The sequence below is a fragment of the Hymenobacter amundsenii genome (genome assembly GCF_002204745.1).
In the GTDB taxonomy this organism is placed as follows: Bacteria; Bacteroidota; Bacteroidia; order Cytophagales; family Hymenobacteraceae; genus Hymenobacter; species Hymenobacter amundsenii.
This window is the reverse complement of record NZ_NIRR01000026.1, coordinates 1-19537: the sequence shown is the minus strand read 5'-3', so window position 1 is coordinate 19537 and position 19537 is coordinate 1. Positions and strand designations below refer to the sequence as shown.

Here is a 19537-nt window from a genome sequence, read left to right as displayed (position 1 = left end):
AAGAGAGCTTCCCAGCCTGTTTCCCGGTGCTCGAACCTATCAAGCACCAACTGAGGAGCCGGTCTTCAACTACAAGCCCGCTAGCTGCTGCTCCAGAGCGGCAATTTGGGCTTCGGCGTCGGCTAGCTTCTGCCGCTCGCGCTCCACCAACTCGGGTTTGGCGTTGGCCACGAACTTCTCGTTGCTGAGCTTTTTGTTCACCGAATCGCGGAAGCCGCGGGCGTAGTCGATTTCCTTGGTCAGGCGCTCCTTTTCGGCCCCGAGGTCAATCTGGCCTTCGAGGGGCACAAAGAACTCGGCCCCACCGGCCACGAAACCCACGGCCGCCGCCGGGGCGGCCGCCACCACCGAAATAGCGGTGAGCGACGCCAGCTTGCGGATGATACCGTCGTAGTCCGTTAGCAGGGCCTGCAGCGTGGAGTCGGCGGTTTTGGCGGCCAACGTGAGGGGCTTGTTGGGGCCCAGGCCCTTCTGGTTGCGGATGGTGCGCACGCCACCCACGACCTCCAGGGCCTGGGCCATGCGGGCGAGCAGCGCGGACGCATCGGCCACGGGCTTGGGCTTGGGCCAGGCGGCCACGCAGGCGTACTCCTTGGGGCCGCGCTCCTTCAGCTCGTGCCATATTTCCTCCGTGATGAAGGGCATGAACGGGTGCAGCAGGCGCAGCAGTGTTTCGAGGAAGCCGGTGGTGTGACGCAGGGTTTCGGGGTCGATGGGGGCCTGGTAGGCGGGCTTTACCATCTCCAGGTACACCGAGCAGTAGTCGTCCCAGACCAGCTTGTACACCGTCATCAGCGCATCCGAGATGCGGAACTTCTCGAAGTGCTCGTCCATCTCGGCAATGGCAGCCTGCAAACGGGCCCCGAACCACTCCACGGCCTTCTCGTTGGGGAAGGGCAAGGCAGCGTCTACTTCCCAGCCCTGGCTAAGGCGAAAGGCGTTCCAGAGCTTGTTGGCGAAGTTGCGACCCTGCTCCACCAGCTTCTCATCATACAGCAAATCGTTGCCGGCTGGGGCTGAGAACAGCATGCCGGTTCGTACGCCGTCGGCCCCAAACTGGGCAATCAGGTCGAGCGGGTCGGGCGAGTTACCGAGCTGTTTGCTCATTTTGCGGCCCTGGCCGTCGCGCACGATGCCCGTTAGGTACACGTGGCGGAAGGGCACTTCCTTGCGAAATTCGAGCCCGGCCATAATCATGCGGGCCACCCAGAAAAACAGGATATCGGGACCGGTTACGAGGTCGTTGGTGGGGTAGAAATAGTTGATGTCTGCGTTGTCGGGGTCCTGGAAACCATCGAACACCGAAATCGGCCACAGCCACGATGAAAACCAGGTGTCGAGCACGTCCTCATCCTGGCGCAAATCGGTGAGTTGCAGCGCCTCGTTGCCGGTCTGGGTGCGGGCCTGGGCCAGCGCCTCGTCGGGCGTGAGGGCCACCACGTAGGTGCCGTCGGGCAGGTAGTAGGCCGGAATCTGCTGGCCCCACCAGAGCTGGCGCGAGATGCACCAGTCGCGCACGTTCTCCATCCAGACCCGGTAGGTGTTCTTGAACTTGGCCGGGTGCAGCTGCACGGTGTCGTTTTCGACCACCGCCAGCGCGGGCTTGGCCAGGTGCTCCATTTTCATAAACCACTGCAAACTCAGCCGCGGCTCAATCACGGCCTTGGTGCGCTCCGAGGTCTGCACGATGCTGGCGTACTCCTCTATTTTTACCAAATAGCCGGCGTCGTCGAGGTCCTTCACGATGTTGCGGCGGGCCGCAAACCGGTCCTGGCCCACGTAGAGCTGCGCTTTTTCGTTGAGCGTGCCGTCGTTATTCAGAATGTCGATAACGGGCAGCTTGTGCTTCACGCCCAGTTCGTAGTCGTTCAAATCGTGGGCCGGCGTCACCTTCAACGCACCCGTGCCAAAGTCGATGCTCACGTACTCGTCCAGAATCACTGGAATCTCGCGGCCCAGCAGCGGAATCTGCAGCTTGGCCCCGTGCAAGTGCGTGTAGCGCGGGTCGTTGGGGTTCACCGCCACCGCCACGTCGGCCATGATGGTTTCCGGCCGGGAAGTAGCTATAACCAAGCTGATAGCTGATAGCTGTTGGCTGTTAGCTTCGTCCGACGGAGAGCTATTAGCTAACAGCTCTAAGCTATCAGCTGAAAGCTCGTACTTCAAATAATACATCTTGGCCATCACATCCTTCGGGATTACCTCCTCGTCGGACAAAGCGGTTTGGCCGAGCGGGTCCCAATTCACCATGCGCACGCCGCGGTAGATGAGGCCTTTTTGGTGCAAATCCACGAATACGCGCAGTACGGCGTCGGTCAGGGCGGGCTCCATCGTGAAGCGGGTCCGGTCCCAGTCGCAGGAGGCGCCGAGCTGCTTGAGCTGCTCGAGAATGATGCCGCCATACTTTTCCTTCCAGGCAAATGCGTGCTCCAGAAACTGCTCCCGGGTCAGGTCCTTCTTCTCGATGCCCTGCTCTTTCAGGAGCGCCACTACCTTGGCTTCGGTGGCGATGGAAGCGTGGTCGGTGCCGGGCACCCAGCAGGCTTCCTTGCCCTGCATCCGGGCCCGGCGCACCAGCACGTCCTGGATGGTATTGTTGAGCATGTGGCCCATGTGCAGCACGCCCGTCACGTTGGGCGGTGGAATCACGACTGAGTAGGGCTGCTTGCGGGGGTTGGCCTTGGCTTTGAAAAAGCCCTGCTCCTGCCAGCGCTGGTACCATTTGGCTTCTACGTCGGCGGGGGTATAGGTTTTGGCGATGGACATCGGGGAGGGATTCGGGGGCGGATACGGGCACAAAAGTAGGTATTTCGGGCCGGGGCCCGAAATGGGCACGGGCACGGGAAACAGCATCACCGGTTTTCTTCAGATTTTATGATCGGTCTGGCCAGTTCCCAGCCGGCCATTAGTTATTTTTGAAGCTGGAACAGAACTTTTCGTATTGCCTTACTACACTTCGGTAAGATTAACGGCCATCTAACCTGCCTGTTTTCCCATAGCTGCTGCCTGCTTATGGCCCTTTTCCCCTTCCGCAAATCCGCCGCGCCCTCACCGGCGGCCCCTACTCCGGCTACCAACCCACCAGTGCGGCCCGCGGCGGCGCTGGCCGGCGCATTTGCCGGCAGTATCCGGGTGGGCATGGGCCAGCTGCTGGTGGAAGGCGGAGAGCCTGAGCGCAACCTCGACCGGGCCGAGCGCATGATAGCCGACGCCGCCACCCAGCAATGCGACGTGGTGCTGCTGCCCGAAACCCTCGACTTCGCCTGGACCCACCCCAGCGCCCTGCTCGAAGCCCATCCCATTCCCGGCCCCTACGCCGACCGTCTATGCCAGGCCGCCCGCCAGCACGGCCTCTACGTGTGTGCCGGCCTGACCGAACGCGCCCCCGACGGCCGCAATTACAACGCCGCCATCCTCATCAACCCCGCCGGCGACATCATCTGCAAGTACCACAAAATCAACCTCCTCGAAGTCGAACTCCCCTACTACGCCGTGGGCCAGACCCTGAACGTGGTAGATACGCCGCTGGGCAAAATCGGCGTTAATATCTGCGCCGATAACTTCCTCGATGGCTTAGCCATCGGCCACACGCTGGCTCGCATGGGCGCCGAGTTCATCCTCTCGCCCTCGTCCTGGACCGTGGATTTCTCGATTACGGAGGAGCACGACCCCTACAGCGAGAAGTGGATCAAGCCCTACTCCATCCTGGCCCAGCTCTATAACATAAGCGTGGTGGGTACCACGTCGGTGGGCTACATCGTGGGCGGACCCTACGAGGGCAAGAAGAGCATTGGCTGCTCGCTGGCCGTCGATGCCAGCGGCATCCGGGCCCAAGGTGCGTTCAACGAGTTTGCCGGCCATCTGGTAGTAGCCGATCTGCCCCGGCCGGTGCGCGCCGAGCAGGGCACCCAAATCGGGCAGATGCTAGCCCGTAAGGGCTTCCGGTTAGATGAACTGCCGGCAGGCCGGTAACGACTACTTGGTTCTCCCGCATCAATACCGCGCCTCTCTTTCCCGCTTTTACCCGTTGCCTATCTGACCTCGACTAGATGCCCGAACTTTACCAGCAATGCCACCGCTGCATCATGGATACCACCGTGCCCGGTATCAACTTCGACACCCGCGGCGAATGCAACTTCTGCGCCCTCCACGATAAAATGGACCGGGCCTGTCCGCTGGGCGAGGCCGGCGAGCGGCACGTGCAGGAAATGGCGGCCGATATGAAGCGCCTCGGTCGGGGCAAACGCTACGACTGCGTGCTGGGCGTGAGCGGGGGCCGCGACTCGTCGTTTACGCTCTGGTACTGCGTGGTGAAGCTAGGTCTGCGCCCGCTGGCCGTGCATTTCAACGACGGTTTTGGCAACCCAATTGCGGGCGAGAACATGCTCAAAGCCTGCCGCAAGCTGGGCGTGGAACTACGCACCATCACCTCCGACTGGCGCGAATCCAAGGACCTTAAAATAGCCTTTTTGAAGGCATCGGTGCCCGATATGGAGCAGGGCACCGACGTGGGCATTGCCACGGCCCTCTACGGTGTGGCGGCCAAGGAGGGTATTCAGCGCATCATCATCGGCCAATCGTTCCGCACCGAGGGCATTGCCCCGCTCAGCTGGAACTACCTCGACGGCAAGTACCTGAAGGCCGTGCACAAACAGTTCGGCACGGTGCCGTTGCGCCCCTGGAAACCCGCCGACCCGGGCTTCCACCTCGACATCCGGGAGATGTTCTACTACGCCTTCATCCGCCGCATCAAAACCGTCACGCTACTCTACCACATCGATTACGTGCGGGCCGATGTGGACCAACTGCTGGAGCGGGAAATGGCCTGGGTTAACCCCGGAGCCCACTACTTCGACGACCTTTACCAAAGCGTCATCTATTACCTCAACCGCACCAAGTTCAACATCGACCGGCGGCTGTTCAACTATTCGGCCTTAGTGCGCTCGGGCCAGATGACCCGCCCCGAGGCCTTGGAGCGAGTCAGCCATATCAACTCCATTGAAGATGAGAAAGTCATTAACCTCTGCATCAAACGCTTGGGCCTAAGCCGCGAAGAGTTTGAGCAGATCGTGGCCACTCCGCCCACCACGTTCCGGTCTTACCCCAATAACTACGCCCTCATTCGCCGCCTGCGCTGGCCTATCAAGTTCCTCAGCCAGTTCCGCCTCATCCCCGAATCAGCCTACGATAAATATTTCAATTGCGGAGATTAAATACAGCCGACCCTGAAAAAGCAATAGCCACCCGATCGGTGGCTATTGCTTTTTCAGGGTCGAAACGGTAGGCGGCGCTTAAGCCTCCTGGTGGAGCCACTCCTTCTTGGCGGTCAGCTTTTCCTGCGATTCGCGGTAGTCAGGGTCGTCTACGCAGCAGTCGACGGGGCAGACGGCGGCGCACTGGGGCTCCTCGTGGAAGCCCACGCACTCGGTACATTTGTCCGACACGATATAATAGTACTCGTCGGAAATCGGGGTTTGGGGGGATACACCAGAAACGGTCTGGCCGCCGTCAATCTGCACTTCTTGCAGGCTGGTGCCGTCGGACCAGCGCCAGGCGGCGCCACCTTCGTAAATAGCGGTGTTGGGGCATTCCGGTTCGCAGGCACCACAGTTGATGCACTCGTCGGTTATCATGATGGCCATAGCCTCGGGAATCGTTAGGGGTAAGAAAATCGGTTGGTGAAGGTACGCAATCTGCCGGGGGCAGGATGCGGTGGGGTAAAAGTAGGGATTACCCGTACACGGTTATGTAATTTCGCATCCGACGTTTTGTTTTCGGCCGCCGCCTTTCCTTCTCGCTCTTTCAGTGCTCTATCAGATGATGACCCACGCCGACCGCCTCGCTGCCTTCGTAGCCCTGGGCCAGCGCCTCAATGCCCTCCTGCTCGACCCCGCCCAGACCGATGAGCTGGCCGAACTCACGGCCCGCGCCCGCAACAACAACCCCTGGTTCGACGCACCCAACGTGCGGGCAGCCCTCGAAGGCGTAGCCTACCTGCTCCGCGAACAGCCATTGCGCCAGTGGGCCGCCCGCTACCGCCCCGAGCCCGCCGATGCCCAGCAGGTAGGCGTGGTAATGGCCGGCAACATTCCGCTGGTTGGCTTCCACGATGCGCTGTGCGTTCTGCTGAGCGGCCACCGCCTGCTGGCCAAGCTCAGCTCCGACGATACGCTGCTCATGCGCTGGATTCTCGACGAGCTGGTTCGCCTCGAACCCCGCTTCGCCAACCAGCTGCAGCTGGCCGAGCGCTTGAACGCCGCCGACGCCTTCATTGCCACCGGCTCCGACAACACGGCCCGCTACTTCGAGTACTATTTCGGCAAACGGCCCCACATCATTCGGCGCAACCGCACCAGCCTGGCCGTACTCACGGGCCGCGAAACACCTCACGAGCTGGGCTTACTCGGCGAGGATATTTTCCGTTACTACGGTTTGGGCTGCCGCAACGTGAGCAAGGTGTACGCTCCCGCAGGCTACGATTTTCCGCTGCTGCTCGATGCCTTGCAGCCCTGGCACCGGGTGCTGGAGCACAACCGCTACCAGAACAACTACGACTACAACAAGAGCATTATGCTCGTCAACCGCGTACCACACCTCGATTCGGGCTTTTTGCTGCTCACCGAAAGCGCCCAGCTCGTGTCGCCCATTTCGGTGCTGCACCACGGCTCCTACACCAGCGAGGTAGACCTGGTAGACCAGCTCACCGATGTGGCGGCCCAAACTCAATGCATTGTGTCGGCCGGAGGCCAATACCCCGGTAGTTTTGCTTTCGGCAAAGCCCAGGAGCCTGGCCTCGCCGACTATGCCGACGGGGTGGACACGATGGCTTTTCTGGCGGATTTGGGATGATCTGAGGGGCAGGATAACAGGCTTTCGGTGAGCTGCGCCTTTTGACGGACAAGCGAGCAGAAAATAGATAGCAGGCCAATTGCATTTTGATAAGCAACCTACTACCTTACCTCAGTCCTAATAAATACCTACGCCATGTTTTCGATTGCACAAAACACCGAAACAGTCGCCAAAGAATCTTTGCGCGAATACCGCTTCTCTACCGAAGACGTGCTATCCTCACTGGCCGACCGCCAAGTGCGGCGCTACTCAGCTGAGCGGGCTACTACGCTCGGCAATGGCTACCATGGCAAAGTAGATATCTACTTCCAGACTGCCGACGGAGCTGCTAAGCGGGTGCAGACCACGGTATGGGCCACCGATGCCGACTTCCTGACCTTGAAGGCTGGCGCCTCCCTCCCGCTCCGCTCGGTACTGGGTTTCGACTTCTGCTAAGTCGCCGCACGAAATCTTCATCAGAATTTCATCTTAACAAGTACCGCCTCGTCGTTCGATGGTGAGGCGGGACCTGTCTTTTCAAGACCCTTATATAAATATTCCACCATCAACACCTCACTTATCCACGATTGAACCCTAGCTACATAGTAACGCTAGCAACCGCTATACTTCCGCAGCTGACTGAATCAGCTGAACATCCTTAAAGCACTTTGCCGCCACTACCAAAACCAAAAAAAGGGCGAAGCATAGCTTCGCCCTGTAGTAGTCCACGAAATCCGTGCAATCCGTTAAAATCCGGGCTAATCCGTGATCCTAGAGGCGGTCCAGGGTTTTGGCGATGAGGTCGCCCACGATCTGGTCGGCGTTGGTGGCGAATTCGCCAGTGGCGCGGTTGGCCACAATGGCGTTGAGCGAGAGCACCTCGTGGCCCAGCATCCGGCCCAGGGCATAATAGCCGGCCGTTTCCATCTCAAAGTTAGTGAGGCGGAATTCACCCTCGGCGCTCTGGTGGCGAAACTGCTGGTAGGCCTCGATGAGGTTGGGCAAACGCAGATCGAGACGCAAAACCCGTCCCTGGGGGCCGTAAAAGCCGGGGCAGGTGAGCGTGTTGCCCATAATCATATCGAAGCCGATCTGCTCGCGTAGCAGGTCGGAGCCACGCACGCAATATGGGCGGTAGGGCAGCCGCAGCGCCTGCTGAATGCCCTGGCTCACCTCAATTTCGAGCCCGGTTTCAACGAGCGGATAGAACTGCATGAGCGAATCGAGGCCCACGGCGTGCTCGGAGGCCAGCAACGAGCCCACCGGCACATCGGCCTGCAACGAGCCGCTGGTACCCACCCGCACAATACGCAGGTTGAGGTGCTCGGCCTGAGGCCGCACTTCGCGGGTCATAAAATCAACGTTTACCAAGGCATCGAGCTCATTCATGAGAATGTCGATGTTGTCGGTGCCCATACCGGTGCTGATGGCGGCAATGCGCTTGCCTTTGTAGTACCCCACGTGGGTCACGAATTCGCGCTTGTGGATTTTGGTTTCGATGGAATCGAAATGCTCGCTTACGCTGGGCACCCGCTCGGGGTCGCCGACGGTGATAATGGTATCAGAAATATGGTCGGGCAGCAAGTTGAGGTGGTACACGCTGCCATCCTTGTTGAGGATGAGTTCCGATTCGGCAATGGGCATGGGTGGGAGTTTAGAGGTTGGGAAGGAGATGATATAAAAACACACTTATCAGTCTGAGCCAGCGAAGGACAACAGGCTTTAGCAACCGCTACGCGCCGGGCGCGCGGTACGAAACCAGCCCTTGTTCGGGGCGGTAGTGGTTGCTGAGGCGGGGGTAGGTGCCGGTACCGTCGTAGGGGCGCTTGGCGGGGTGCTGCTGGCAGGTAGGCGAGCAGGCCCCGGCCAATTCGCCAGCGCAGGTTTCGCAGAGCGGCAGATGAGCGTTACACTGCGGATTGGCACAGTTCACCATGCGGCTGCTGGGCGTGTGGCAGTGGTGGCACTCACTGATAACCGACGGGTTAACCCTATTCACATCGACGGCTACGCGGCCGTCGAACACGTAGCACTGGCCCTCAAAATCTTCGCCCCCAGCTTCGAGTCCGTACTTAATGATGCCGCCGTGGAGCTGGTACACGTTGTCGAAGCCCTGATCAAGCAGAAAGGCGCTGGCCTTTTCACACTTGATACCGCCGGTGCAGTAGGTCAGGATTTTCTTGTCTTTGTACTGGGCCAGCTCGGCTACTTTCTCCGGGAACTCGCGGAAGTTTTCGATGTCGAGCGTTACGGCATTTTTGAAGCGGCCGAGGCGATGCTCGTAGTCGGAGCGCACGTCGAGCACGACTACATCGGGCTGGTCTTTGAGGTCGCGAAACTGTTCGGGCGAGAGGTGGATGCCAGTGCGCTCATAGGGCTTGATGGCGGGCAGGCCCACATGCACGATTTCGGCCTTCACGCGCACGTGCAGCTTTTGAAACGTGTGGGCCGCAGCCTCCTCGATTTTAAACTCCAACGCCGCAAAACGCGGGTCGGCTTTCACGAGGCGCATATACTCCGCACAATCGGCCCGCCGGCCCGACACGGTGCCGTTGAGGCCTTCGGGCGCCACGATGATGCGGCCCAGCAGGTTCAGGTGCAGGCACAGCCGGTGGTGTTCTTCCCGAAATTGCTCGGGGTTTTCCAGCGGCGTGTAACAGTAGTAAAGCAGAACGAGGTAATCCATTTTCTTAATTAAGAATTAAGAATTAGCAATTAAGAATTAACGGCTTTACCGGACGAGCACCTGCCTATTCTTAACTGCTAATTGCTAATTAACCTTTTGCGCTGGGTTGCCGAACACGGTTTGGCCAGCGGGCACATCAGCCACCACGACCGAACCAGCCCCAACGCGGGCTTTGCTGCCGATTTTGACGCCGGCCACCACGATGGCCCCGGCCCCAATGAAGGCCAGCTCGCCCACCTGCACCCCGGCGTTGAGGATGGCCCCGGCCCCAAGTTGGGCGTAGTCGCCGACTTCCGCTTTTACTTCCACTACCGAATTGGCCCCCAGAATGCAGCCGTCGCCGAGTTTGGCGGTGCCAGCCACCACGGCGTTGGCCCCGATCAGGTTGCCGTGGCCCAGCCAGGCGTGAGCCGATACGCTGGCCCGCTGGTGAATGGCGTTGACGGGAGCCACTGCGTACTCCTCGCGCAACATGTTGGTGAGGCTGCGGCGGCTGGCCGTATCTTCGGTGGCCACGAACACCTCGCACTTCTTGCCCAGCAGCTTGAGCAGCTCTTTATCGTCAGTGTTACCCATTACGGGTACGTCGTTAAGCTCGGTTTCCTGGAGGGCAGTATCGTCGTCGAGCAGGCAGTATACAACTACGTCGTTGCTTTGAAAGGCATCGAGGGCGGCGGTACCAACGGCTTGCGCGCCCAGAATGATTACGGGATTTTCCATACTAGCAAAAAACGGCCGCAAACGGCCATGAGGAGTTCAATTCAGAAAGGCAAAGATACGGGTTCAGTTTTCAGTGTCCAGTTGCTGGTTGTCAGTTGTTAGTTGTCGGTGGTGAGTCTGTTCGACGTATTACCATTGGCAACCGACAACTCATTTCAGCCAGCGGGCAACGTAGCCGTTCTGCAGCAGTAGCAGCAGCAAGAAAGGCAGGAACGTGGTGCGGTAGCGGCTGAGGGTACCCAGGTTGGGGGTGGTGAGGCCTAGCAGCGCGGCCAGTATCAGGCAGTAGAGCAGCAACACCAGCACCAGCGCGAAAGGCAGCCGGCCGGAGCAGCCGCGGGCTAGCGCGACCAAGGCTACCCCAAACACCGCCAGCAGCAACAAGTTTTCGAGGCCGGCCACCACGTAAAGCACCGACCCTCCCTCCCAAAACCAGGGCCTGACCAGCGTATTCACTGCCGCCAGCGGGGCGTGGGCCACCACACTTTCGGTGGTGGGTTGCAGGTTAGGGTAGCTTAGATGCGGGCGGTTGCGGGAGCTAGCCAGCAGGCTGGAGTAGTTGCGTTGGAGTTGCGAGGTGAAGCGGTTGGCTCGGAACACGGGACTGACCTGGCCAGCCGCCCAGGCCCCGCCGCCCAGCAGGGCCACCACCACCACCAGCTGCGCCAACCGACTGCGGACCAACCCAAGCTGCTGCAAAGCTCGGATCAGGCCGAGCCCGGCCAGTACCCCGAACAGCACCACGGCAAAGAAATAGCGCATTTTGAAGTGCAGCACGGCCGCTGCCAGTAGCCCTGCCACCAGTGCCCCCCGTCGGCCAGCCGGACCGTAAGCCAGCCTCAGGACCAACGCCAGCACCAGGGCCCCGCTGCCTACCAACAGGCTTTCCTTGGTCAGGCCCGAAGTCCAGTACACCACCGTGGGCCAGAGCAGAAAGGCTACCACCGCCGCGCCCGGCACCGATTCGGGCCACCGCTGCCGCACCTGCCGCACCAACTCCCAACTGCCCACAAAGCTCAGCAACGACAAGTACAGCGCGTTCAGCCAAGCGTTGCCCATACTGGCCAGATTGAGCACCGAGAGCAGCTTAATCAGGAAAAACGTATTCGAAAGCCCGTGGTATACCAGCTTCCAGGTGCTCCAGTGAAACTCATCGGTCAGCAGCATCCGGGCCCAGTCGGTGGGGGCTTGCCAGAGCTGCTCCGTTAGCCGCCGCGACCAAACCAGAAAGTACTTCCCATCTTCGCTCAACGTGTACACCGAAAGCGCCGTGGCCAGCAGCTTGAGTAGCAGCGTAGGGAGCACCCACCGGCCCACCGCAGGCAGTTGCCGCACCCGGAGCAGCCACCGCCACAGCAGCCACAGCAGGCCAGCATTAAGCAATAGGGCAAGGAGAAGTTTGAGCAGCAAGGCCGATGCAGATTTAAGAGAAGTGCAAGCTACAAGCTGCGGAGCAGAAGCGGTTACCTATACGCTCCACAGCAGCGTGTCCCCACAGCCGACACTTACTGCCTGCGTGGGCGGAGCAGGCTCGCGCCGATACCACAATGCACGCACCGGCGGGGCGCACAATAGCCGCGCTCCAGCGCCAGCAGGGCTTGGGAGTCGGCGGCGCAGGCGTGGCGGAACCCGGCGGCCTCGTAGGTGTCGGTGAGGCGATTATGCTCCGGCGGCAGCTGGTCGAGCAGACTCAGCGCGGCTTCGACCTGCTCGGGCTGGCCCACTGAACGGGCATGCGCCACCCGGAGCGGCACCACGGTGTTGGTTATCAGCAGGTCTACGCTGCTGCGTCCGAGGGGCGCCACCTTACCAGGGCGACCGGGGCGGGTATGGGTTTGCCAGTATTCGGGCAGCGGAGCCCGGAAAAACTGCTCCAGTGCCCGCACGTCATGGGCCGTGAGCAGGGCGTCGAAGAGCGTGGGCCGGGCATGAAGCAGGGCCGTGAGCTGGGCCAGGCGCACGGTGGGAAAATTGGCCGGCCGTAACCGCAGAAAATTCCACTCGTGAACCGCCAGCGCCGTACCGTGCAGGTTATGCTTGTGACGCAGAAACTCATATTCCGTCCGCAGGTCGCGGCTGAAATCGTCCAGCGGCTCGTCGTCCAGGAAACCAGCCTGCCCGAACATCAGCGCGGCCAGTTGTCGGGCATCGGCGCGGTAGCGGCGCAGCAGCGCCAGCGGCAGTGCTTTGGCCAGGCGGCTCAGCGGCTCATTGTTTTTCTGGAAGCCGAAAGCCGCCGCCAGCGCGTGCCAGGCGGTGGCTTCCCAGTCCTGGCCCAGCCGTTCGTGCAGCTCGGTTACGCGGTCGGCCTTCTGTTCCATGCGTTCCAGCAGCGTCCGGCCCAGCATCATGGTGCGCGTTAGTTCCGGTACCTGGGGCAGCAGCGCGGCGCAGGGCAGCAGCGCTTCGGGCGGCTGGCGCTGTAACTGCTCATAGGCCGCCAGCGCCCCAGCCGGCAGCCGTGCTGCCAGTTCCAGCACCGGAATAACGGAGCCATTGGTGCGTTGCACTTCGGCATCGGCCGCGTGCACCACGTGCAGCACTACCTGGTCGTACTTGGGGTCGGTCTGGTGGTGGTGGCGGTGCCAGTCGGAGGCCCGCAGATGGATTTCCACGGCCCCACTCCACTCCACCTCCCCCACTTGGAGGCGGGCATTGAGAAAATCGGGGCCCGCGTCGGGGTTGCGGTGGCCGGGCCGCAGTACAGTTATCAGCTGGCCATCGTCGGTAGTCAGGTCCGTTTTATCGAAGTACTGATGCTGCCAGATATAGTGGAGAAAATCTTCCTGCATAATTTACACGCTCATTCTATCGGTTTCATTCAACTCATTTATCAATTGCCACTTCCATTCGATTATACTATTGCGGCTGATAATACCCGCCGGGCTCTGGTTGTCTTCTATCGCTCGCGCTGGACGCGCAACTACTCTTCTAAATATATCAAGCGGGCTTCAATATTACTTCATCAGGCAGCTGAGTTAGGTAATATTAGTGCCATGAACTTTTTGGGTTTGCTATATGGTGATGGTTGGGGCGTGGCTAAAGATTATACCCAAGCTGTTTTCTGGCTGCAAAAAGCGGCGGCGGCCCGTCACCCTTTAGCAATCTATAATCTGGCCGTCGCTTATGATAATGGATTGGGGGTTGACAAAAGTCACTACAAAGCTTTCCAGCTATTCCTAGAGGCTGCGAATCTGAGTTACGTTGTTGCCATGCACCCACTTGGCTCTATGTACGAGCAAGGCACAGGAACCGAGAAAAACTACGTAAGGGCCCGCTATTGGTATAAAAAAGCAGCCATTGCCGGTCATACCGTTGCCACATATGACCTTGGACGCTGCTATATGCGTGGCATTGGGGGCCCTGTAAGGATGCCCGCCGCCAAGCGGTGGCTCGAAGCTGCTCAAACGGCAGGCGAAGTAATGGCTACCGTGGCGCTAGGAAATTATTTTACGCTCTTATCTCCCCCAAACTGGAAGCAAGCACTTACCTGGTATGAACGCGCTGTAGAGCAAGGTCCGCAACAGGAAAGCGCGAGGGCGCTATACCAACTTGGAAAAGCGGCTCTGCTAGGTCAGCACATCCCGGGCCGCTCTACAGAAGCGAAAGAGTATTTTCAGTGGGCAGCAAAATTTGGTCATCCAAGAGCGGCTATAGAATTAGCCTTGCTCACGGGCGAATCATTCTAAAAAAACCGGCCCGCCCCTGCTAAAGCAAGGACGGGCCGGTTGGGTTAGCTGAGTAGCGCGACTAGCGCAGGTCAATCACCTTTACCCCTTTGTACTTCGACTTGTCGAAGTTGAAGGTGGTGGCATCGACTGGGGCGTTGGGCTGGAACTTGCTGATTCGGTAAGTGTAGCGGTTGCCGTTCTTCTTATACATCTGCCAGCTTTTTACCGTCTTATCGTTGCGGTCTACTTTCAGGCGCACCTTATACACGGGGTTGCTGCGGTCTTCAGGGGCCAACTCAATGATATCCACCGTCTGGCCGCCTTCTTTGGCTTCACCGGCATAGGTGTACTTGTAGCCTTTTTTGTAGAGTGTATATATCTGGGAAGGAGACACTTCTTCCTCATCAGGCTCGTAATCGGACACGTTCACTTCGTTTTCCGACTTCATGTAGGTCCACATGGTCTGGCCGTTGTTGATGACCTCCTGGCCACTCATTTTCAGCCGGAACTTCTGGCCGCTCACGGTGATGTCACCGGTCAAATTCTCCTTCACCTTGGCCGCGTCGTTTTCGAGGGTTTGGGTGAACGTAGCTTTAAAGGCCTTCATGGCCTGGTATTTCGCGCTCATCTGGTCCAGAATCTTGCCCGCCTTGGGGTCCTGCTGGGCCGAAGCCACGGAGGTAACCGAAACGGACAAAGCGAGCAGAGCGAGGTACTTTTTCATTGCAAAAGGGAAAGGGGTAAGCTAAGAAGTGAGTACAGAGACGTGAGATGGGATACTTTGTTCAGTTTAACAACACAAGAAGCTTTTTCATTTAAGCTTTTCGCTTCGGCTGCCTCTCCGTACTCACCTCTCTACTTGGGCAGTGTATTCAACAACTGTTCCAAACTGTATTCGTCGGGAATTAATACCTCCCGGGCCTTGCTGCCCTCAAATGGCCCCACGATACCGGCATGCTCCAACTGGTCGATCAGGCGGCCGGCGCGGTTGTAGCCGAGCTTGAGGCGGCGCTGGAGCAGCGAGGTGCTGCCCTGCTGGTGCGTCACAATCACGCGGGCGGCTTCCTCGAACATGTTATCGCGGTCGGCGGGGTCGAAATCGTCGCTGTTACCGTTGCCGCCGCCGTCCTCGCCCACCACTTCGGGCAGGTGGTAGGCATCGGGGTAGCCTTGCTGCCCGCCCACGAAGTCGCAAAGGCGGTCTACTTCGGGCGTATCAATAAACGCGCACTGCACGCGGATGATGTCGGAGCCCTGGGAAATCAGCATGTCGCCCTGGCCGATGAGCTGGTCGGCCCCACCGGCATCGAGGATGGTGCGCGAGTCGATTTTACTGGTCACCTTAAAGGAAATCCGGCAGGGGAAGTTGGCCTTGATAATACCGGTAATCACGTTCACTGAAGGGCGTTGGGTGGCCACAATCAGGTGGATACCGATGGCGCGGGCCAGCTGGGCCAGTCGCGCAATGGGCGTTTCCACCTCCTTGCCCGCCGTCATCATCAGGTCGGCCAGCTCGTCAATCACTAGCACAATGAAGGGCATGTAACGGTGGCCCTTTTTGGGGTTCAGGCGGCGCTCCACGAACTTGCGGTTGTACTCTTTCAGGTTGCGGCAGCCGGCATCCTTGAGCAGGTCGTAGCGCTTGTCCATCTCCATGCACAGCGAGTTAAGCGTGTTCACCACCTTCTTGGTATCGGTGATGATGGGCTCCTCAGTGTCGGGCAGCTTGGCCAGGAAGTGGCGCTCAATCTTGTTGAAAATACTCAGTTCCACCTTTTTGGGGTCGACGAGCACGAACTTGAGCTGGCTGGGATGGCGCTTGTAAATCAGCGAAGCCAGAATCACGTTCAAACCCACCGACTTGCCCTGGCCCGTGGCGCCAGCCATCAGCAGGTGGGGCATCTTGGCCAAGTCCACCACGAATACCTCGTTGGTAATGGTGCGCCCAAAGGCGATGGGCAGGTCCATTTCGGAGGTGATGAACTTGTCGGTGTTAAACACCGAGCGGATGCTCACCATCTCCTTCTTAGCGTTCGGCACCTCGATGCCGATGGTGCCCTTACCCGGAATAGGCGCGATGATCCGAATACCCAGCGCCGCGAGGCTTAGGGCAATATCGTCTTCCAGGCTCTTGATTTTGCTGATGCGCACCCCGGCGTCGGGCACAATTTCGTAGAGCGTGACGGTGGGGCCGATGGTGGCCTTGATGCTGGCGATATTGATGCCGTAGTGGCCCAGCGTTTCGACAATGCGGTCTTTGTTGGCTTCGAGCTCCTCCTTGGTTACCTGGGCTTTGGCCTGGCCGTAGTCGTTGAGCAGCTCCAGGGTCGGGTACTGGTAGCGGGGCAAATCCAGAGTCGGGTCGTACTCGCCGGTCGGCATGACTTCCGCGTCCTCGTCTTCCTCCGAAATAACGGCCATATCGGGCCCGGCTGAAGGGTCGAGTTCGGGCTTGGCCTCGGGTTTGGTGGTTGAATCTTCGACTTCAAACGAAAGCCCGGTTTTGGCCAGTGCTGGCGGAGCAGAAACCGGCAACGAAGCCGGCAGCGGCACATCGTCGTCGGCCAAATCGGCCAGCGACAAGGGCGTGGGCACGCTCGAAACCAGCGGCGGCGCGGGCGGGCGCACGGGCTCCTGCTCGGGCACCTCAATGGAGAAACTGGGGCCGCTGGCAGGTTTAATAGCGGGCACCGGCGCTGCCCCCGGTCCCACGCTCATGGGCAATGCGGCGGCCCCGGCAGCCAGTCCTCCCATTGCAGCAGTGGCCGCCGTGCTGGCTGCCAAGGTTGCGACCGAAGCGGCTGCCAGGGCAGGTGAGGCCACGGCGCCAGTGCGCAGCGGAGCTGCTTCGGGCTCGATAGGTTCCGGGGCAGCAATGGGGCCGCGGGTGTCGCGCATAGTAATGCCCAGGGGATTATCGTTAGCGGCGGTGCCGGGCTCATCGATGGCCCAGGGGGCGGGCTCGTTGGTGGCGGGGCGGTTGCCGGGGGCTGGGGTTTCGTCCACAGTCTCAGCATCCAGCCCACCCAGGTTCAGGCTCGTGACGTTGAAGAAGAAGACCACGAACGAAATCAGTAGGAAGGCCAGCAGCAGCACCGTGCCCCAGCCGATGAGGCTGTCGAGCCAGAAGGCCGTTTCGTAGCCCACGCCCCCGCACAGGAAATCGAGGCTGTGGGCCAGGGCGGGGTCGATGTCGGGGCTTTGCAGCGAGAGCACCACGTAGCCCAGCAGCACACTCAACCAGAGCGTAGCGAAGAGGCACAACGCCAGCACATAGGTAACGGACACGCCGGCCCGGCGAAACACGACTTTGTAGCCCAGAAAGAAAATCACTGGAATCAGGGCAAACGCGGCTATGCCGAAACCATCCTGAATCAGCCATTCGGCCAGCAGCGCCCCCACCAGCCCCAGCCAGTTACCCGTTTCCTGGCCCGCGGCACGTAGGTCGGTGCGGCCCACACTTTCGGTCACGCTCTGATCGGCGTGGCCCGTGAATAGGAACGAAACGAAAGCGATGGTGAGGTAAATCGAGCCGAAGAGCAGGAAGAAACCCAGAAAGAGTTGGAACCGCCGGTCGCGCAGAAACCCGAATACGCTGCCCAGCTGCCAACTGGGCATCTTGATGGGGTTACGGGCTTTTTTAGCCGCTGCCGGAGCTTTGGGCTCGTTGCGACGCCCCTCCTTCGGAGAGGCTTCGGGGGTGGCCCGGGGCTGGTTGCGGGCCGGACGCGGCGTGGCCGGGCGGGGCTCGTTGGTGCGCCCGTTGTCGGAAGCAGAAGGTTGCTTGTAGGTATTTTTCGCCATCAGAATGTACGCCAGAAACCAAATCTAGGCATAAAAGCGGTGAAACGGTGACGCCGGGAACGATGGAGCCGGTGAATGCGCGGGTTCCGTAGGTGCAGGTGGCATAAAAGCAGAAGCTCTGGGGGGGCCGACATCCTGACGGGCAGTTTCCGCGTTAAAGCCGAAGCCCATTACGCTATTCTCATGTCCGAACGCCCGCTGCTTGATTCTGATGGTGCCGAGTTCTGTCGGCTGCGCTACTACCCCGCCCGGCAGCAGCTGTCGGTGAGCTGGCTGGGCTACATCGACGGTGCCCGGGCCCAGGAAGGGGCGCGGGCCAGCCTCGAAACCGTGCAGCAGCATGCTTGCCGCTGCCTGCTCAACGACAACACCCATCTGCGCGGGCCCTGGTTCGACTCGCTGCTGTGGGTGGCCCAGCAGTGGGCCCCGGCTGCCGCTACTGCCGGCCTGCGCTACGTGGCCCATGTGGTGCGGGCCGGCACGCTGGCCACTACGTTCATCGCCAGCCCTGCTCACCAACTGTTCACCCAGTTTGAGATTCAGATTTTCGATTCGCTGGCCGAAGCCAACGAATGGCTATTGGGTTGCGCCTTTTTGCCGGCACCCGCCAGTCCACAAATCAAATAGCCACGCGGCAATTAGCTGCGCGGATGAAACTCGGTGATTACCTGGCGTAGATAGTCGCGGTCGAGATGGGTGTAGATTTCGGTGGTCGTGATGCTTTCGTGGCCCAGCATTTCCTGCACGGCCCGCAAATCGGCCCCGCCTTCAATTAGGTGCGTGGCAAAGCTATGGCGAAACGTGTGGGGGCTGATGCTTTTGCGGATGCCGGCTTTTTCGGCCGCGGCCTTAATGATGTGAAAGATCATGACCCGCGAGAGGCCCGCGCCGCGCTTGTTGAGAAACACGGTGTCTTCGTGGCCGGGCTTGATGTCGAGGTGGGCCCGGATGCCTTGCAGGTAGAAGCCCAGGTGCTTCAGCGCGTCGCGGCCGATGGGCACGAGCCGCTCCTTGTTGCCCTTGCCCGTCACGCGCACGAAACCCTGGTCGGCGTAGAGGTTGGAGAGGCGCAGGCCGGTCAGCTCGCTCACCCGCAGGCCCGAACTGTACAGCACTTCCAGAATGGCCCGGTTGCGGGTGCCCTCGGGCGTGCTCAGGTCGATGCCGCCCAGCAGCTGCTCAATTTCGGGGTAGCTGAGCGTATCGGGCAGCTTGCGGCCGGTTTTGGGCGCTTCGAGCGTGTCGGTGGGGTCGAGCGTGAGCAGATCTTCCATAATCAGGAAGCGGTAGAAAGCTTTGATGCCCGAGAGCGTGCGGGCCTGCGAGGTGGCCTCCAGGCCCAACCCGCCCAGCCAAGCCAAAAAGTCGCGCAGGATGCGGGTGGTTACCTGCTGGGGCGAGGCGGGCAGCTTTTCCAGCTCCAGGTACTGGCGCAACTTATCCACATCGCGGGCGTAGGCTTCCACCGAGTTGGCCGACAACGATTTTTCGAGCTGCAAATAGCCTTCAAACTGCCGGATGGCAACGGACCAGGTGGACATGGGAGGCGGGTTGGTGGGGAACTTGAGAAACTGGGGGATTTGGGCAAAGGAACGTCATTCTGAGCGGAGCGAAGAATCTCGCGTGCTGACGTTGCCATAGTAACCAGACATCAGCACGCGAGATTCTTGGCCGCCGTCGCCCACCAGATTGCCACCTACAACCTCACCATCGGGGCGCCGCTGCTGCTGCTCAGCCTACATAACTGGATGTTTTGGCCCTATAACGGGCGTATTCAATCAGAATCCAGTCATGAATATTGGAATGCTTACGCTAACCGGCGGATCAT

General features: G+C 60.0%; 16 protein-coding genes. 6 read left to right on the top strand and 10 right to left on the bottom strand.

Features of this window, described 5'->3' with window-relative positions:
- Positions 1-69: 69 nt before the first annotated feature.
- The gene (locus tag CDA63_RS14405; protein WP_088465164.1) at positions 70-2766 is read right to left on the bottom strand and encodes a valine--tRNA ligase; all 2697 of its coding nucleotides are present in this window, start codon (positions 2764-2766) and stop codon (positions 70-72) included.
- 246 nt (positions 2767-3012) lie between these two features.
- On the opposite strand from CDA63_RS14405, the gene CDA63_RS14400 reads away from it, so the two are divergent.
- Together CDA63_RS14400 and CDA63_RS14395 are read left to right on the top strand one after the other, a co-directional pair.
- Positions 3013-3972, top strand: coding sequence for a carbon-nitrogen hydrolase family protein (locus CDA63_RS14400; protein ID WP_088465163.1), 960 nt, complete (start codon positions 3013-3015; stop codon positions 3970-3972).
- 77 nt (positions 3973-4049) lie between these two features.
- Positions 4050-5213, top strand: coding sequence for an N-acetyl sugar amidotransferase (locus CDA63_RS14395; RefSeq protein ID WP_088465162.1), 1164 nt, complete (start codon positions 4050-4052; stop codon positions 5211-5213).
- A gap of 78 nt (positions 5214-5291) precedes the next feature.
- On the opposite strand, the gene CDA63_RS14390 is transcribed toward CDA63_RS14395, so the two are convergent.
- The gene (locus tag CDA63_RS14390; protein ID WP_088465161.1) at positions 5292-5642 is read right to left on the bottom strand and encodes a 4Fe-4S dicluster domain-containing protein; all 351 of its coding nucleotides are present in this window, start codon (positions 5640-5642) and stop codon (positions 5292-5294) included.
- 175 nt (positions 5643-5817) lie between these two features.
- On the opposite strand from CDA63_RS14390, the gene CDA63_RS14385 reads away from it, so the two are divergent.
- Entirely contained in the window at positions 5818-6849 is a 1032-nt protein-coding gene (locus CDA63_RS14385) for an acyl-CoA reductase (RefSeq protein ID WP_317044054.1), read from the top strand.
- Between the two features lie 135 nt (positions 6850-6984).
- A complete protein-coding gene (locus tag CDA63_RS14380) occupies positions 6985-7284 on the top strand; it encodes a hypothetical protein (RefSeq protein WP_088465159.1) in 300 nt (99 codons plus the stop codon).
- Between the two features lie 315 nt (positions 7285-7599).
- Here the strand turns inward: CDA63_RS14380 and CDA63_RS14375 are convergent, their stop codons facing one another.
- The 5 genes from CDA63_RS14375 to CDA63_RS14355 all read right to left on the bottom strand — a co-directional run bounded on the left by CDA63_RS14375 (position 7600) and on the right by CDA63_RS14355 (position 13026).
- Positions 7600-8472, bottom strand: a complete 873-nt coding sequence (locus tag CDA63_RS14375) for a nucleoside phosphorylase (RefSeq protein WP_088465158.1) — start codon at positions 8470-8472, stop codon at positions 7600-7602.
- 88 nt (positions 8473-8560) lie between these two features.
- A complete protein-coding gene (gene trhO, locus CDA63_RS14370; RefSeq protein ID WP_088465157.1) occupies positions 8561-9514 on the bottom strand; it encodes an oxygen-dependent tRNA uridine(34) hydroxylase TrhO in 954 nt (317 codons plus the stop codon).
- An 84-nt stretch (positions 9515-9598) separates the two neighbouring features.
- Positions 9599-10234: a NeuD/PglB/VioB family sugar acetyltransferase gene (locus CDA63_RS14365; protein ID WP_088465156.1), complete on the bottom strand. Its 636-nt coding sequence runs from the start codon at positions 10232-10234 to the stop codon at positions 9599-9601.
- Positions 10235-10384: 150 nt separating this feature from the next.
- Positions 10385-11644 (bottom strand): hypothetical protein, encoded by a 1260-nt coding sequence (locus CDA63_RS14360; protein WP_088465155.1) that lies wholly within the window; start codon positions 11642-11644, stop codon positions 10385-10387.
- Between the two features lie 95 nt (positions 11645-11739).
- Positions 11740-13026, bottom strand: a complete 1287-nt coding sequence (locus tag CDA63_RS14355) for a DUF2851 family protein (RefSeq protein WP_088465154.1) — start codon at positions 13024-13026, stop codon at positions 11740-11742.
- Here CDA63_RS14355 and CDA63_RS14350 point away from each other — a divergent pair.
- Entirely contained in the window at positions 13006-13923 is a 918-nt protein-coding gene (locus tag CDA63_RS14350) for a tetratricopeptide repeat protein (protein WP_165768306.1), read from the top strand. The genes CDA63_RS14355 and CDA63_RS14350 overlap by 21 nt on opposite strands.
- A 61-nt stretch (positions 13924-13984) precedes the next feature.
- On the opposite strand, the gene CDA63_RS14345 is transcribed toward CDA63_RS14350, so the two are convergent.
- The gene (locus CDA63_RS14345; protein ID WP_088465152.1) at positions 13985-14629 is read right to left on the bottom strand and encodes a LolA family protein; all 645 of its coding nucleotides are present in this window, start codon (positions 14627-14629) and stop codon (positions 13985-13987) included.
- Between the two features lie 131 nt (positions 14630-14760).
- Positions 14761-17709, bottom strand: coding sequence for a DNA translocase FtsK 4TM domain-containing protein (locus tag CDA63_RS14340; protein ID WP_088465151.1), 2949 nt, complete (start codon positions 17707-17709; stop codon positions 14761-14763).
- A 183-nt stretch (positions 17710-17892) separates the two neighbouring features.
- On the opposite strand from CDA63_RS14340, the gene CDA63_RS14335 reads away from it, so the two are divergent.
- Positions 17893-18336: a hypothetical protein gene (locus CDA63_RS14335; RefSeq protein ID WP_088465150.1), complete on the top strand. Its 444-nt coding sequence runs from the start codon at positions 17893-17895 to the stop codon at positions 18334-18336.
- A gap of 11 nt (positions 18337-18347) precedes the next feature.
- Here the strand turns inward: CDA63_RS14335 and xerD are convergent, their stop codons facing one another.
- On the bottom strand, positions 18348-19250 hold the full coding sequence (gene xerD, locus CDA63_RS14330) for a site-specific tyrosine recombinase XerD (RefSeq protein ID WP_088465149.1): 903 nt from the start codon (positions 19248-19250) through the stop codon (positions 18348-18350).
- Between the last annotated feature and the right edge of the window lie 287 nt (positions 19251-19537).

Coding starts and splice junctions, on each gene's coding strand:
- CDA63_RS14375 (WP_088465158.1), bottom strand. CDS start 8,472: ATGCCCATTGCCGAATCGGAACTCATCCTCAACAAGGATGGCAGCGTG.
- CDA63_RS14380 (WP_088465159.1), top strand. CDS start 6,985: ATGTTTTCGATTGCACAAAACACCGAAACAGTCGCCAAAGAATCTTTG.
- CDA63_RS14390 (WP_088465161.1), bottom strand. CDS start 5,642: ATGGCCATCATGATAACCGACGAGTGCATCAACTGTGGTGCCTGCGAA.
- CDA63_RS14405 (WP_088465164.1), bottom strand. CDS start 2,766: ATGTCCATCGCCAAAACCTATACCCCCGCCGACGTAGAAGCCAAATGG.
- CDA63_RS14340 (WP_088465151.1), bottom strand. CDS start 17,709: ATGGCGAAAAATACCTACAAGCAACCTTCTGCTTCCGACAACGGGCGC.
- CDA63_RS14335 (WP_088465150.1), top strand. CDS start 17,893: ATGTCCGAACGCCCGCTGCTTGATTCTGATGGTGCCGAGTTCTGTCGG.
- xerD (WP_088465149.1), bottom strand. CDS start 19,250: ATGTCCACCTGGTCCGTTGCCATCCGGCAGTTTGAAGGCTATTTGCAG.
- CDA63_RS14400 (WP_088465163.1), top strand. CDS start 3,013: ATGGCCCTTTTCCCCTTCCGCAAATCCGCCGCGCCCTCACCGGCGGCC.
- CDA63_RS14355 (WP_088465154.1), bottom strand. CDS start 13,026: ATGCAGGAAGATTTTCTCCACTATATCTGGCAGCATCAGTACTTCGAT.
- CDA63_RS14365 (WP_088465156.1), bottom strand. CDS start 10,234: ATGGAAAATCCCGTAATCATTCTGGGCGCGCAAGCCGTTGGTACCGCC.
- CDA63_RS14345 (WP_088465152.1), bottom strand. CDS start 14,629: ATGAAAAAGTACCTCGCTCTGCTCGCTTTGTCCGTTTCGGTTACCTCC.
- trhO (WP_088465157.1), bottom strand. CDS start 9,514: ATGGATTACCTCGTTCTGCTTTACTACTGTTACACGCCGCTGGAAAAC.
- CDA63_RS14385 (WP_317044054.1), top strand. CDS start 5,818: ATGATGACCCACGCCGACCGCCTCGCTGCCTTCGTAGCCCTGGGCCAG.
- CDA63_RS14395 (WP_088465162.1), top strand. CDS start 4,050: ATGCCCGAACTTTACCAGCAATGCCACCGCTGCATCATGGATACCACC.